Genomic DNA, 14,802 nt, shown 5'->3' on the forward strand with positions numbered 1-14,802 from the left:
GCTCATGGCATGGCACAGTCCGTCTTCCAGGTGGGAGGGAACTTCGGCTCTTCGCTTGGACCGTTGCTGATTGCCTTCGTTGTGCTTCCCCAAGGACAGAAGTGCCTGGCATGGTTTACGTTGGCAGCGCTCTTTGGGAGCTCATGGCATGGCACAGTCCGTCTTCCAGGTGGGAGGGAACTTCGGCTCTTCGCTTGGACCGTTGCTGATTGCCTTCGTTGTGCTTCCCCAAGGACAGAAGAGCCTGGCATGGTTTACGTTGGCAGCGCTCTTTGGGATTGTTCTGCTGACAGGTCTTGGTCACTGGTATAAGCAGCACGGCCAGGCGATTCAAAAGAAGCATGCTGCAGTGAAGCACACGCTGAATCTGAGCAGGAAGCGGATCGGCGGGGCATTGGCGGTTCTGATTATGCTGACGCTGTCCAAGTACTTCTATCTGGCCAGCATCACCAGTTATTACGTCTTCTACCTGATGCAGCACTTCCACACCGGCGAACGCGATGCGCAGCTCTACCTGTTCCTGTTTCTCGCGGCAGTGGCTGCGGGCACGGTGATCGGCGGCCCGGTGGGCGATCGCATCGGGCGCAAGAAGGTGATCTGGATCTCGATCCTGGGTGTGCTGCCGCTCACGCTGTTGTTGCCCTATGTCGCTCTGCCGGTGACGGTCGCGCTCAGCGTTGTGATTGGGCTGGTGATCGCTTCCGCATTCTCGGCGATTCTGGTGTACGCGCAGGAGCTCCTGCCGGGCCGGGTCGGCATGGTCTCCGGTTTGTTCTTCGGGCTCGCGTTCGGATTGGGTGGATTAGGGGCGGCCGTCCTTGGCGCGCTTGCGGACCGCACCAGCATCGACTTCGTCTACAAGGTCTGCTCGGTCTTGCCGGCTCTTGGTCTGCTTACCGGGTTTCTGCCGGATATCCATAAGCCGGATGTGGGCGAGGAAGCAGAGACGATGGCGACCGTGGAAGTGTTAGCGCCCCTGGGTTCGGAGGAGTAGAGGGCTGGTTCGACACTGAGCGCTGAAGGCGCGTTCTATACCAGCCTGGGGCAACGCCCCAGGTCTCCGGGCCAAGAAGAGCAAGAGGGCTGAAGGCCCGTCCTATAGTTCTATAGTCTTGGCTTCCGTAATTTTTAATGGACCCTGATTCGCTTTGCACGGCAACAATGCTCGCGCGTAGCGCGATATCCCACCCATTGCGATGCGATGGATGGGGCACCCTGTGCATGGGGGGTTAGGTAAGCACAACTTCTGCTACAGAATCTGCAACCCGCACGCAGTTGCGGCCTTCGTGCTTTGCGCGATAGAGAGCCTCATCGGCCCTGCGCAACAGGTGATCGGGTGAGGTTGCATGATTTGGGAAGATGGAAATGCCAATTGAGATTGTCACATGGGTGTGGAGGCCGTTCTCCAGAGCCGCCGGCAGCGCCTCGACTGCGACACGTAGACGTTCCGCTCTCTCCTGCGCGGCCTCAATGGTCGTGTCGGGCACGATGATGGTGAACTCTTCGCCGCCGTACCGGCAGGCAACATCTTCCGTTCGGATGGAAGCGCCGATGACTTTGGCAACCTTCTTGAGCACACTGTCGCCGGTCGCGTGGCTGTAGCGATCGTTGAATGTCTTGAAATGGTCGACGTCGACCATAAAGACCGCCAGCATATTCTTGCGGCGTGCGGCGCGGGCCAGCTCGCGGTCCAGGGCGATCTCCATGAAGTGACGATTGAACAGGCCGGTGAGGGAGTCGCGAACGGACTGAGCTTCCAGTTTGTTGCGAAGGTCGATGCTGGCCAGCGTGATCGCTGTGAGCTGTACGAGCTGACGGAGAGCTTCGTTTCTGGTCTCGACCTGTGCTGCGATCTCCTCCGTGGGGCACTGGAGAAAGACTATCCCCAGCGTCTCGCCTTGCGCCATGAGGGGGACACAGGCGTAACGCACCGGAGGTTTGCCGACAAAGTGCCCGCACTGGACCTCTGAAGCACCCGGTTTGCGGAAGCGAAACTGTCCCATGCGCAGGCCGCAGCAGGCATCCGGCGGAAAGACCTCGGAGATCTGGCTTGACGACTCTCCCCAGGTCGACATGCTCTCCAGCGCATTCCGCGAGTTATTGATGATGCAGATTGCTCCGCTTGTCTGTGGAAAGATCTGAGGGAAGCGGACGCATGCCGCCTCATAGACCTCGTCAGTTGTGGTGCAGAGCTGCAGATCGTCACGGAACGCAGAGAGCAGCACACCCTCGTCGGCCAGCTGCTGGAGAGTCTTCATGCTTGCTTCCAGGCCTCGGTTGCTCTCTTCCAGCTCGGCGGAGGCTTCTTCCCGATGTCGTGCGATCCGGTTCCGCATGATGATGTCGCGTACCAACAGACCGAAGAGGGCGAGCAGGACCACTACCGTAATGAGAACGACCGTCAGCTCGGTCACGAAGGACAACTTGGAACGGCTCTCTGATGCCTGGTTTCTCTGCCGGAGCAGGTCACCTTCCTGGGCCGCCATCAGGGACAGGGAGTGCTGGCACTGCACCGTCTCCTCGCGAAGCTCGGGTGCTTGCGGTTGCGAGGTCAGCGTACCGAGCAGGTGGTTTGCGCACTCCTGGATCTGCTCGACATTTTGGTCCTGCTTGCGATTGTCGGCGAGCAGGCTTTTCATGCGCAGCGATCCGCTTTGCAGGGCGATTGCTGCTGAAACCGCGGAGCGCAATGCACTGTCATCATGGTTGGCCGCGTACAGCCGTGTCTGTGTATCGATGCGCTCGACCTGTCGCGACAACCGTTCAATCGCAAGCTGGCTCTGTTGCGTGTGTTCGACCCACTCGCGGGCAGCGATCAGCTTTTCTGTATTGCTGTAGAGAAAGAGTCCGGAACCCACGGCGAAGCAGATCGATCCAAGAGCCGCAAGCAGCGTCAGGATGAGGGGAGCCTTCGGATTGGATAGCTGCTTCTGCATCGACATTGCCACGGGGAAAGGGACCCCGTAAGCCAAGCTATCCAGAGAGCGAGGTTCTTCTGAGTAGCTCAACGGTGAACCACAGATTGCAATATTTTAGGATATTGGCGGTAAACCGCAAATAAATCTCCTAACGCCGCTGAAAGTTCATAGAGACAGCGGATCTGGATCATATCGGCAAATCGGTGTGTTTTATGAGAGACGCCAGGGCATTTAAGGGTTTTACGGCAACTGGAACTCGAAGACCGTGATGGCGCTCATGCCAGCCTGCTCGCCTCCGATGAAGTGTGGGCGGTAGCGCCAGCGCTGCGCTGCATCGAGTGCGGCATCCCGCAGGAGCGGCGGCCCACTGACGACGCGTACGGAAGCGACGTTGCCATTACGGTCGACATTAGTTTCTACCTTCACGTCGCCTTGTATATGCGCGTCAGAAGCAGCCTGGGGGTAAACCGGGGTGGGGCTGTAAAGAACATTGGACGCATTTACCCCCAGCGAGATGGCCCGGACGCTACCGTGTGGTGCTGCTGGAGCGGCAACGGGAGCGGGTCTGGACGCCGCGGCCGTGGACGGTTTGGTGGGAGACGGCAAGTTCGCGGGTGGCGATGCGTCGGCCAGCTCTGCCTGATCTTCCGGAGTGCGGCGTAAAAGGCGGGGGACTGCGCGGCCTCGGTCGGTGTTAGTGAGATCCGGCCCAGAGGGAGAGGCAGGGCGCGTAGCCGGGATCGTCGCGGGAGCCGGAGTTGGCGCTGAGTGAGATTCAGGTGGAGGGGGGATCTTTGGAGCCGGGCCGGATGGAGTCGTGACGCGAGGCTGCGGAGATGCTAAGGGAGTTGAGGGATAAGCGGAGGCCGGGGAGTTCACTGGCGGAGGTCTGTGGGCACCCCGCGCCCGTGTGCCGGCGCCCGGAGTGCGACCGCCTCGTTCCTCCGTTGCAGGAGGAGTAGGTGCGGCCACCTCGGGCTCGGGTGCGGGCGCCGGCGCTGTGTCGATGCGAGGACTGGAGGGGGTAGRGCGAGGGCTGGGAGGAGTAGAGCCTGGAGCAGGGCTCTCCGCCGGAGCGGTTGTCGCAGGTGCGGCGGTCTCATCCAGAATGGTGCGATTGTGGAACGCGACCCTGGCGATTAAACCGGCCACCAAAAAAAACACTGTGAGCCAGATCAAACGTTTCCGCGTGCCCGTGCCTTCCTCTTCGTCTTTCAGAGGAGAGAACTCTTCGGGAAAAGGACGTGCGTGCGGATAAAACGGCTCATGATCGTAGACGGTCTTTGGCTCTACCGGCCTTGGCTCGACAGGCTGTGACTCGGCCTGCTGTGGCTCAATCTGCTGCGGCTCGGCCTGCTGTGGCTCAATCTGCTGCGGCTCGGCCTGTTGCAGCTCCGCCTGCTGTGGCTCAGCGTGCTGCGGCTCAGCGTGCTGTGGCTCAGCGTGCTGCGGCTCGACGTGCTGTGGTTCGACCTGCTGCAACCGGACGTGCCGCGAGCGGCCACGTCGTGACTGCACCGGTTGTGACTGGACGGGCTGTCCCTCTACAGACTGTTGCGGGGTCGGTTCTGGCTTAGCGGGTTGCGGATGGACCGCTTTGGGCTCGACCGGCGGCGGTGGGGCTACAGACGCCGGGACGATTGGCGGGAGATGATCGATAGGCGGTGGGGTCTTTTGCCGGCTTGTTCCATCGAGCGATTCTCGCGCTTCGATAACAAAGCGAAGCAGGGCGTGCGCGTCGTCTTCCTCTGCTTCAGCCGCATACCGGCCGCCGGCGGCTGCAACCGCCAGTACGCCAAGCAGGTCGGCGTAGCTGATGTTTCGATGGCCGCTGTGAATGGCGACCCAGATGTACGAGGTCAGATCGCGATGAAACGAGCGGTCTCGCTGTAACCGATTGACGATGGCGCGCAGCGATTCGGGCGCTCCAGGGGTACAACCAGCTTTCTGGAGGAAGTCTCGCAATTCAGCGATCTCATTTGCGTAACGACTCTTCACCTCTTCGAGCTGTAGTGGCTGCAACACTCTTAAAACACTCCCTATCCGCCTACGCGTAGACCTGGTACAGATCTGGCACCGACTCACGTTTAGAGACACATAAAACCCCCTCGTGTTGTTTCGACCGGGTCGCGAAGTTGAGGAAAGATCTTACTTTCCTTTGTACGGAGAAGCACGTTAGCTATGACGGGCCGGTGAAAGGCGCCCTGTTCTGATGAGCTAAGTGATTGAAGAGCGCATAGTTAGAGTATTTTCCCTGTTGCTGGGTATTCCGGGGGAGGAGCCAGCAGCGGCATTTTCATTGAGGAAACGCCCATAGAGATGCACAAGCCTTCACGACACCGGCAGGAAAAAATGCTCTAGTCCAGCTGCGCGCGTCGAGAGCCTTCTGCGTTTCGTTCCTCCTACGCTCGCCTGACATGACGTAATGCAAGGGACATCCTTCTTTTCATTGATGTCCGAATTCCGCGAGTATTCCGGGGTGCGAGCAAGCGACACTTATGGCATGGTTGTCCCCGATAAGGCGGTCGCTTACAGGGCGCTGCAGAGTCGTGACGCGCGTTTCGACGGTCAGATCTTTGTGGGCGTCAAATCCACCGGAATTTACTGCCGGCCCGTATGTCCGGCACGCACGGCGAAGTTTGAGAACTGCACGTTTTACAGCTCCGCTGCCGCAGCGCAGGAGGCCGGCTACCGTCCGTGCCTGCGTTGCCGCCCTGAGACGGCGCCTCAGCTTGCGGCATGGCAGGGAACAAGCAGCACCGTCTCGCGCGCGCTGAGGCTGATCGAAGAAGGCGCCCTGGATGGTCAAGCGCAGACGGTTGAAACCCTGGCCGAGAGGCTCGGCGTAGGCGAGCGCCAGCTACGGCGGCTGTTTCTACAGCATCTTGGAGCGTCACCCATCGCCGTGGCGCAGACCCGTCGTGTCCTGTTTGCGAAGCAGTTGATTCACGATACAGATCTACCGATGACGGAAGTGGCCCTGGCCTCGGGCTTCAGCAGCCTGCGCCGATTTAACGAGGTCTTTCAGAATCTCTTTCACCGACCTCCCAGCGCGCTGCGCCGCAGATCGAGTGTTGTGGCAACAGAGGCCGGCACGATGCTTCGGCTGCGTTACCGGCCTCCCTACGATTGGGACGCGATGCTGCATTTTCTTGAAGCACGCGCGATCCCCGGGGTGGAGGTGGTTGCCAATCGTGTCTATCACCGCGTCATCGAACTTGATGGTGAGCTGGGCGCGATTGCGGTTAAGCATCTGCCCAAACGCGAGAGCCTGTGCGTGACGATTCAATTCCCCAGCGTAAAGGCACTGCCCGCGATTGTGCATCGGGTACGCCGGCAGTTCGATTTGAATATCGATATCGGCACCATCGATGAGCATCTTGCGCGCGATGCGCAGCTTGCGCCGTTTGTTGCCCGCAGGCCGGGGCTCCGGGCGCCGGGAGGATGGGATGGCTTTGAGCTCGCGATCCGCGCCGTGCTGGGACAGCAGGTCAGTGTCGCCGCAGCGAGACGTTTAGCGGGAAAGCTGGTTGAGCTGCACGGCAGGGCTCTGCCGTCTGGCGGAGGTATGCATCCCGATCTTACGCATGCCTTTCCTGCGGCGAAGCACCTGGCAAAGGCGTCATCGCTTGGTCTCGGTATGCCGGCAGCCCGGCTCGAAACATTGCGATCGGTGACACGTGCCGCAGCGAAGTCGCCTGAGATCTTTCAGTCGGCGAGTTCGATAGAGCAGGCGATTGCGTCTCTGAAAGCCATTCCTGGAGTTGGCGAGTGGACGGCACAGTACATCGCTCTGCGGGCTCTGCGAGAGGTCGACGCTTTTCCTGCATCGGATGTCGGCCTACTGCGGGGAGCGAAGACGGTGACAGGCGATCTGCTGACGGCGAAGCAGCTCCACATCAGGGCCGAGACATGGAGACCCTGGCGAGCCTATGCCGCACAACATCTCTGGGCAGCGGATGGAGATTCGAAGTAACAACCACCAGGAAGGAGCATGCAATGAACCTCGCCTATAAATTTGTCGAGAGCCCGGTCGGGGCACTGAAACTGGTTGCGAGTGATAAGGGATTGGCAGCCATCCTGTGGGAGAACGATAGCCCGCGACGCGTTCCTCTGACAGGCCTGGTCGAGAACGACAGGCATCCGGTCCTGTTGAAGGTGGAACGCCAGCTTGAGGAGTACTTCGCCGGCTCACGCCGGGCCTTCGATCTGCCGCTGGATATGCGAGGAACCACATTTCAGAAAGATGTGTGGGAGGCTCTGCTCGCGATCCCATACGGAGAKACACGGAGCTACGGGCAACTGGCGAAGCAATTGGGACGGCCTTCCGCAAGCCGTGCCGTGGGGGCGGCGAACGGACGTAATCCGATCTCTATCGTTGTGCCTTGTCATCGGGTGATCGGCTCTTCCGGTAAGTTGACAGGCTTCGCCGGAGGTCTGGATGTAAAGGCTCGGCTTCTCGATATGGAGAGCTAGGGTGTGTCATCAAACTCCTGTCGCCAGCGTTGCGAGCGCAAATTTGTTCAGACGAGGCRGAGGCCGAAGGCTGTGGCGGGYCCACAGYCGAGGWCGAYAACGAAGTATGGGCGAATTTGCGCCGCAACCCGAGGGGCCGGGGCAGATTTTCCCGATCTCTTCGTCRCTCGTCGTTCCAGTAGACCAGCTACAGTTCKCTCCTCRCTCCTAGACCTCAGAAAAATCTGCTCCCGGCGCTGACGGCAGGAGTTTGATGACACACCCTAGGGTTGAGAATCAAATAAGAACGATGAGAAAGAAACGTCCGATCCAGCTTGAAAGCCGCTTTTATGAGCGAACTCCCGATGTCGTAGCGAAGGCGCTGCTGGGCAAGGTGCTGGTGCGCCGTCTGGGGGATGAAGAGCTAAGCGGCAGGATCACCGAAGTAGAAGCGTACTTCGGCCTCGAAGATCCGGCCTCGCATGCATATATCGGACGCACGTCACGCAACGCCGTGCTCTTCGGGCCGCCGGGAGTGGCGTATGTGTATTTCATCTACGGTATGTATTACTGCCTGAACGTATCGTGTTTGCCCGATGGACATGCAGGCGGAGTGCTCTTTCGCGCTCTCTATCCACTGCAAGGTCTGGAGACGATGGCGAGGCTTCGGAAGCTAACGCCCAAGGCATCTGCAAAGCAGCTTACGGGAGGACCTGGACGTTTGTGCCAGGCCCTCGGCATTGCGCGGAAGACGGAAGATGGCATCGATATGACAGAACCCGATGCCGCCCTCCGCATCTTCGACGATGGTTATAAAGCTGGAGAGATCATCACAGCATATCGGCGAAGATCTCATGCGCCGGCAGGTCGACCTCCTGCTGGCCGAGTTTGTCTTGCAGTGCAGTTGCGGATTGCATCGAGGCAATGGCGTCGTCCGGCTTGCCTGCGAGAAGGCTCTTCCAGCCGACGAGCTCATAACGCTGAATATTGAGTACATCGATCAGCCATGCGAAGGGAGACTGCTTTACCGCTTCGATCTCGCCATCCATATTGTGAATCGCCGTATCGAGCGCGGCTGCATCGTGGAGATGTCCTGCGGCCAGGCCGTTTGCCCAGTACACGTAGAACTGCGACGAGGGAGGCGCCTTCGGTGCGATCTGCAATGCAGCGGCGGATTTCCAGTCACGCATTTCCAGCACGTAGATCGAGTGCAGCTCATTGTCGAAGAAAGGGCCGTAGTCTTTCATGTCGTCCATATACGGCATGGCCGCCATCTCTGCCGAGACAGAGCGCATCTTCGCGGTCAGAGCGCGGGCTTTCTCGTCGTCACCGGTCTGTAGCCAGGCATAGATCAGGAACTCATCTGCGTGCATCTGGTGTGCGGCGCCGGTCTGGTGCGCTTTCTCTGCCTTTTCCGATGCTGCCATCGAAGCAAGGTTGGACGAGATATCTTCCTGCCACATGCCCAGACGGGCAAAGATGTGTCCGGGCATGTGCAGAGCGTGTGCGGACGATGGTGCGATAGAAGCGTAGACGCGAGCCGCCTGCAGTCCCTGAGGAGCAAGTGCCGGTGTATCGCAGGTGTGCACGATGTAGTGCGCCAGGCCGGGATGATTGGGATGCGCCGCAAAGAGCGGCTGCAGGATGGCGAGCGCCTTCCGCGGATGTTCCAGGTTCCCTTCGTTGGGTGGCGCGGCGGCAAGAATAGCCAAGGCATCGAAGGCCGCCACCTCTACATCGTTGGGAAAGCCGGCGTGCAGCGCTTCCATGGCGCGTTCGTAGTCGGAGGTGCGTTGCTCGTAGGCCGTGGTCTCCGGTTTGTACAGGGCGCTGAGGGCATCGATGTAGCCGTGTTCAAGCGGCGTGGCACTGCCGGCCAGGGCGCGGGTTTTGGCCATCTCTTCGGCGCCGAGCTTGAGCGCCTGTGCATCAGGGCGCTCCCACAGCGGCCGGAACTGTGTCATCGCAATGCCCCAGTGAGCCATCGCACAGGTGGGGTCAGCTTTTGCAATGGCCTCGAACTGTTGCTGCGCTTCGGTATATCCGAACGAGTGCAACAGCGCTACACCGCGCTCCATGGGTTTTTGCGATGTGACGGCGCAGCTTGTGGGGAAGGAGACGGCGCCGAGCTTCTCTGACGCGGCCGGCGGTGCGGCATCGTGGTGATGATGCTCCATCTGTGCAGAGGCAGTGAGACTAAGGCCGAAGGCCGCAAGAACTGCGATGGTATTACGAAGACGGGTCGTGCGCATGAAGAAAAGCGTATCCCGAGGGGATGTGTGCGGCAATGAATTTCCCGTTATGCGCCACTGCGCAGCGCCGGCTGAGCCTCCGGGGCGAGCAGCAACTCCTGAAAGCGTTCGACGAACTGCGCGACATGCAGGCCATCTACCAGGGCGTGATGCGCGTGGATAGAGACGGGCATGGTGCAGCGTCCGTCCGCGTCTCTGATCTTGCCGAAGGTGACCCTCGGTGCAGAGTCAACTCGTGCGAACTCCCTTGCGTGGGAGATGGAGGTGAAGTCGAACCAGGGAAGCACGGAGAAGCGGATCAGGTTGTCTTCCGGAAAGCGCTCGATATCGTCGCGCTGTTTTACTTCATCGACCTTGAGAGAAGCTTCGTGTACGAACTGCTGGATCCCTTCGCGGAACTGATAGTGGCCGAAGCCGATGGTGCCGTTCGATCTGCCGATCGCGCTGCCGCCATGGATCTGGTCATAGCGCCACACCTCACCGTCGACGATGCGGGTCTTGAAGTTCTCCACCAGGTGAGAGGCGACGAGTGAACGATGCACCAGGGAGAGGAAGACGGAGAGGCCATGCTCTTTGGCGTAGTGGAAGGTCTCGGTGCAGTCCATGCGAAGACATACGCCGTGATAGGGCTCGCTGAAGTTTTTGAAGAAGTTGAAGATGGAGCGGCGCTCCCAGGTTTCGAGGTCTACCTTCTGCTTGTTGCCGATCACGAACTCCTGCATGTTTTTTATGTTAATGGGTCGGTGGGTTGTTCGAAATTTGCGGTAGTCCCCACCCACCCTAGCGTTGCGAGGGCGGGGCACCCGGGTAGAGAAAATGAGTTAAAAAGCAGATTTCTCCGTTCCCTTCGGTCACTACGAAATGACAAACAAAAGGTGTAGGCTTCAAGCGCTGAAGGCGCGTTCTATACCAGCCTGGGGCGACGCCCCAGGTCTCTATACCCACTGCGGTTAAAGGGGCCCGCTCCATAACTCTTACTTAACAGGCGTATTGATGAGCCGAAAACCGCTGATCGCTGCCTGGCAGGCTGAGAGTTTTGAAGGATGCCAGACTGTTCCGTCGCTATAACGCATCTCGGTAATTTCGGCCGATCGCAGTGTGGTGATTCCCGCTACTGAGACCTGATCCTGTGCCAGTCCATCTGATCCCACGTTGGGATGCAGATAGAACGTGCGGGAGATGTTGGCTTGGGTAGCACCGCGGGTCTTGAGATAGAGGTTTGTCTGCCGGATGCCGTGGATCGTCACCGTTGCGCTTTCAACACGGCGGGTATCGTTGCTCTTGAATTGCAGCGCGACGGAGTGGGCGGACTCTTTGCCCCTTCCATCCTTTGTCTGCACCATCACCGCTGTTCCGCTGGCACGCGCGGTAAAACCGATGGGGCAGGCAGCGGGCGAGGCCTGAAGTTCGGGAAGCCGATACTGGACGACCGGCGACGGCTGTTGTGGGTAGCCTGTCGTGGAAAGCAGTGCGGCAAGGGCGAGAAGGTAATAGCGGCGCATAGGACCTCTCCTTCCAGACCGAAAATGTCGTCTCCATATTAGACCGGCAGACCGGTGATCGGGTTAGTAGTCCCCGGTCACCGGGTAAATCGGTTGCTAGAGCATTTTCCCTGTTTCTGGGTATCCCGGAAGAGAAGTGCCGCGGCGTTTTCATTGCGGAAAACGCCCATAGATCCGGAAGCCCTGCGCTACACCTACAGAGAAAATGCTCTAACGCTTGCAGATACAGCAATATCGGCGGGGAGTTGCGGGTCGGCGACGGGCGCCTGCGGTATGACCGGCAGAGGCAGAATGCCTGCCCATACCGGCAGCGCATAATCTTCTTCATCATCGACTGGGAAGCCGCTTCTGGTTTTGGCGGAGGCCTCTTCGATGGTGAACTCCAGCACCGACGTCGCCTTGAGTTCCTGTGCAGTAGGCGGCCGCACCTCATCCCACCGGCCGGCGAGGAGATGGTCAGAGATCAGGCGGAGAGCCTCATTCTTCTGCTCCGCGCCATCGATCAGACGCGCGTTACCGAAGGCGACCACCGAGCGGTAGTTCATCGAGTGATGAAAGGCAGAGCGAGCCAGCACCAGGGCATCGACCAGCGTGACGGTGATACAGAGCGGGATGCTCTTACCCGACTCGCGAAGCATGCGACTGGCCGCCGAGCCGTGGAGATACAACTTGTCGCCCCTGCGACCGTAGAGCGTGGGAATAACGAATGGCTGTCCTTCGACGACGAAGCCGACGTGGGCCAGAAACGCCGCATCCAGGATGGCGTGAATGGTGGCGGCGTCGTAGGCGGCGCGCTTGGGAACACGTCTTACCTGGGAACGCTCGGTCATGGGCCTTTGTACCTGATCTGTCATGGATTTCATCGTGCCAGACTGCGTGGTAATCTCAAAGGTCCACTTTTTATGAATCTGGTGATACCAATTTCTTCGACTGGTGAACCGCTCTCCCGGCAGATCTATCATGGCCTGCGCGATGCCGTGCTGGCGGGCAAATTGCGATCCGGCGAGCGGCTGCCGTCAACACGCGAATTGGCGGAACAGCTTCATGTCTCGCGCACGGTCGTGCTGCTTGCCTACGATCAACTGCTGGCTGAGGGATACGTCGCCGGCCGCCGCGGTGCGGGAACCTATGTGACCGATGCGCTGAATCTGCGTGCCGTGCAGGAGCGGATGCACACCACGCGGTTCCGGATGTCGCGCTTCGGCAAGCTTGTGGAGCAGACGGCCGCGGAGCTGGGTGCAGCCGATCGTCGACCGCGGCCCCTGCGGTATGACTTTGTCTATGGCCGCAGCAACATCGATCTATTTCCGTTCGAGGCGTGGAGGCGCATGTTGCTGCGCAGTGCCCGCAAGGCTCCGGTGCATGAGCTGGATTACGGCTCCGCGGCTGGATCTCCGGAGTTGCAGGAGGCCATCGCGGCACATCTGAAGCGTTCGCGTGGTGTGGTGTGCGATGCATCGCAGGTGTTGATCGTGAACGGATCGGCACAGGCGCTGGACCTGATCATACGTGTGCTGGTAGAGCCGGAGGACTCGGTCGCGATTGAGGATCCCGGATATCGCGGCATTCGCGAGGGGCTTCGCGCGGCACGAGCGCGCGTGCGGTCGGTGCCGGTGGATCACGAAGGCATTGTGCCGGCAAAGATTCCCGCAGAGGCCCGGATGGTCTTTGTGACGCCGTCGCACCAGTTTCCGACGGGTGCGGTGCTGCCGCTCTCGCGCCGGTTGGAGCTGTTGGACTGGGCTAAGCGCAATCGCGCGGTGATCGTGGAAGACGACTACGATGGCGAGTTCCGCTATGGAGGCCAGGCGCTGGAGTCGTTGCAGGGACTGGATCGCGAGGGCCGCGTGCTCTATCTGGGGACATTTTCACGGACGGTCTTTCCGGCACTGCGTATCGGCTATCTGATCGCTCCACGTTCGTTGATGCCGGCACTGATGGCGGCAAAGTGGCTGTGTGACCGTCACACCTCAACCCTGGAACAGCAGACGCTGGCGGAGTTTCTTATCAGCGGCATGTATGAGCGCCATCTGCGGCGGCTGCGGCGAAGCAATGTAGCGCGCCGTGATGCTTTGCTGGAGTCGGTGGAGGATGTCTTCGGCGATGAGGTGACGGTGACGGGACAGGGTGCAGGCGCGCACATCGTTCTCTGGCCAAAGCGCCGTATCGACGAGGCAGCGGTGATCACGCGCGCGGCCGAGCGTGGTGTTGGGATCTATGGAGTCTCTGGGCACTATGTTGGCAAGCCGTTGAGGCCGGGACTGATCTTAGGATTTGCGCGGTTGCGGGAGACGGAGATTCGAGAAGGCGTGCGGCGGTTGAAGGGCGTGCTGGAGACGTAATGGAACGCAGCCTTTTCCCACCGGGTGCCCCACCCTCGCAACGCTAGGGTGGGTACGGAATACCCCAGATGTTTTGTGGCTTCCCAACCCACCCTAGCGTTGCGAGGGTGGGGCACCCGGGCAGGAAATAGATGTTTCGTTCTACCGATCGATCATGCGCTGCAGGAACTCCGGATACCGTTCTCCCAGAACTTCRATGCCCGCGAGTGCTTCGTCAATCTGTTTGAGGTCTCCTGCAGTCAGCGTGACGTTCGCCCCGCCGAGGTTCTCTTCCAGGCGATGCAGCTTGGTGGTGCCTGGGATAGGTACGATCCACGGCTTCTGCGCGAGCAGCCACGCCAGGGCGATCTGTGCACGGGTAGCGTTCTTCGCCTCCGCGATGGAACCCAACACATCAACGAGTGTCTGATTGGCCTTCCGGTTCTCTTCGTTGAAGCGGGGGGAGAGGTTGCGGAAGTCGTTCTGGGCGAATTCTGTGTTCTGGTTGATGGCGCCGGTGAGAAACCCTTTGCCCAGTGGGCTGAAAGGGACAAAGCCGATGCCGAGCTCTTCGAGTGTGGGAAGAATCTCCTCTTCGGGTTCGCGCCACCAGAGCGAATACTCGCTCTGCAGAGCGGTGACCGGCTGCACGGCGTGTGCACGGCGAATGGTCTTCGCGCCGGCCTCGGACATACCGAAGTGCTTGACCTTGCCCTGTGCGATGAGTTCTTTCACCGTGCCGGCGACATCTTCGATCGGCACCTCCGGATCGACGCGATGCTGATAGAGCAGATCGATCACATCGGTGCGGAGCCGCTTCAGCGCCGCTTCTACATGCTCGCGGATGCGATCGGGATGACTGTTCAGTCCGGCGATTTTGCCGTCGGCAAAGCGGAACCCGAACTTGGTGGCGATCACCACTTGGTCGCGCACCGGAGCCAGGGCCTCACCGACGACCTCTTCGTTGAGGTACGGTCCATAGGCCTCCGCCGTATCAAAGAAGGTGACGCCGCGATCGAAGGCCGCGCGGATGAGGGAGACGGCCTGCGACCTCTCGGTCGGCGGGCCAAACCCGGAGCTGAGTCCCATGCAGCCAAAACCGAGCGCCGAGACTTCGAGGTTGCTCTTTCCTAAGAGACGCTTCTGCATCTTGTTTTCCTCCTGAACACCGTCTGCCGTTGACCACTCCGTGCCTGTTGGAGTGCAGGAGGCAGTGTTCCGATGCTCTGACGATAATCCTGTACCGGCCGGCGGCGCCCAACATCACCCGCCAATCTCCCTGCAAGATACGCCATTCCGCGCCGCCGAAGTTGGCGTGGTTTGTATGTGATATGGCGCAATAGGCATGCTGCGC

Annotated in this window: 11 protein-coding genes; 5 read left to right on the forward strand and 6 right to left on the reverse strand. The window is 60.0% G+C overall.

Going from position 1 to position 14,802, the window contains the following annotated elements:
• The first annotated feature begins 148 nt into the window (after positions 1-148).
• Positions 149-994, forward strand: coding sequence for an MFS transporter (locus tag AB4043_RS06475; protein WP_442306702.1), 846 nt, complete (start codon positions 149-151; stop codon positions 992-994).
• A gap of 235 nt (positions 995-1,229) precedes the next feature.
• Here the strand turns inward: AB4043_RS06475 and AB4043_RS06480 are convergent, their stop codons facing one another.
• Complete coding sequence (locus tag AB4043_RS06480; protein WP_442302780.1) at positions 1,230-2,936, reverse strand: sensor domain-containing diguanylate cyclase; 1,707 nt, start codon at positions 2,934-2,936, stop codon at positions 1,230-1,232.
• Between the two features lie 222 nt (positions 2,937-3,158).
• Positions 3,159-4,943 (reverse strand): TonB family protein, encoded by a 1,785-nt coding sequence (locus AB4043_RS06485; RefSeq protein WP_442306703.1) that lies wholly within the window; start codon positions 4,941-4,943, stop codon positions 3,159-3,161.
• Between the two features lie 478 nt (positions 4,944-5,421).
• Here AB4043_RS06485 and AB4043_RS06490 point away from each other — a divergent pair, with 478 nt between their 5' ends.
• The 3 genes from AB4043_RS06490 (at position 5,422) to AB4043_RS06500 (ending at position 8,364) form a co-directional block, all read left to right on the forward strand.
• Positions 5,422-6,894, forward strand: a complete 1,473-nt coding sequence (locus AB4043_RS06490; protein ID WP_442302782.1) for an AlkA N-terminal domain-containing protein — start codon at positions 5,422-5,424, stop codon at positions 6,892-6,894.
• Between the two features lie 23 nt (positions 6,895-6,917).
• Positions 6,918-7,394: a methylated-DNA--[protein]-cysteine S-methyltransferase gene (locus tag AB4043_RS06495; RefSeq protein WP_442306704.1), complete on the forward strand. Its 477-nt coding sequence runs from the start codon at positions 6,918-6,920 to the stop codon at positions 7,392-7,394.
• A 289-nt stretch (positions 7,395-7,683) separates the two neighbouring features.
• Complete coding sequence (locus AB4043_RS06500; RefSeq protein ID WP_442306705.1) at positions 7,684-8,364, forward strand: DNA-3-methyladenine glycosylase; 681 nt, start codon at positions 7,684-7,686, stop codon at positions 8,362-8,364.
• A gap of 1,308 nt (positions 8,365-9,672) precedes the next feature.
• Here AB4043_RS06500 and AB4043_RS06505 read toward each other — a convergent pair.
• The 3 genes from AB4043_RS06505 to AB4043_RS06515 all read right to left on the reverse strand — a co-directional run bounded on the left by AB4043_RS06505 (position 9,673) and on the right by AB4043_RS06515 (position 11,957).
• Positions 9,673-10,335 carry a CatA-like O-acetyltransferase gene (locus AB4043_RS06505; protein ID WP_442306706.1) on the reverse strand — a complete coding sequence of 221 codons (663 nt, stop codon included), beginning with the start codon at positions 10,333-10,335 and terminating at the stop codon, positions 9,673-9,675.
• Between the two features lie 264 nt (positions 10,336-10,599).
• Positions 10,600-11,127: a hypothetical protein gene (locus AB4043_RS06510; protein WP_442302787.1), complete on the reverse strand. Its 528-nt coding sequence runs from the start codon at positions 11,125-11,127 to the stop codon at positions 10,600-10,602.
• Positions 11,128-11,321: 194 nt separating this feature from the next.
• Complete coding sequence (locus AB4043_RS06515) at positions 11,322-11,957, reverse strand: pyridoxamine 5'-phosphate oxidase family protein (protein WP_442302788.1); 636 nt, start codon at positions 11,955-11,957, stop codon at positions 11,322-11,324.
• 72 nt (positions 11,958-12,029) lie between these two features.
• On the opposite strand from AB4043_RS06515, the gene pdxR reads away from it, so the two are divergent.
• Complete coding sequence (gene pdxR, locus AB4043_RS06520; protein WP_442302789.1) at positions 12,030-13,469, forward strand: MocR-like pyridoxine biosynthesis transcription factor PdxR; 1,440 nt, start codon at positions 12,030-12,032, stop codon at positions 13,467-13,469.
• Positions 13,470-13,610: 141 nt separating this feature from the next.
• On the opposite strand, the gene AB4043_RS06525 is transcribed toward pdxR, so the two are convergent.
• Positions 13,611-14,597, reverse strand: coding sequence for an aldo/keto reductase (locus tag AB4043_RS06525; RefSeq protein ID WP_442302790.1), 987 nt, complete (start codon positions 14,595-14,597; stop codon positions 13,611-13,613).
• Positions 14,598-14,802 lie beyond the last annotated feature (205 nt).

It is taken from the genome of Terriglobus sp. YAF25 (assembly GCF_052113305.1).
Classification (GTDB): domain Bacteria; phylum Acidobacteriota; class Terriglobia; order Terriglobales; family Acidobacteriaceae; genus Terriglobus.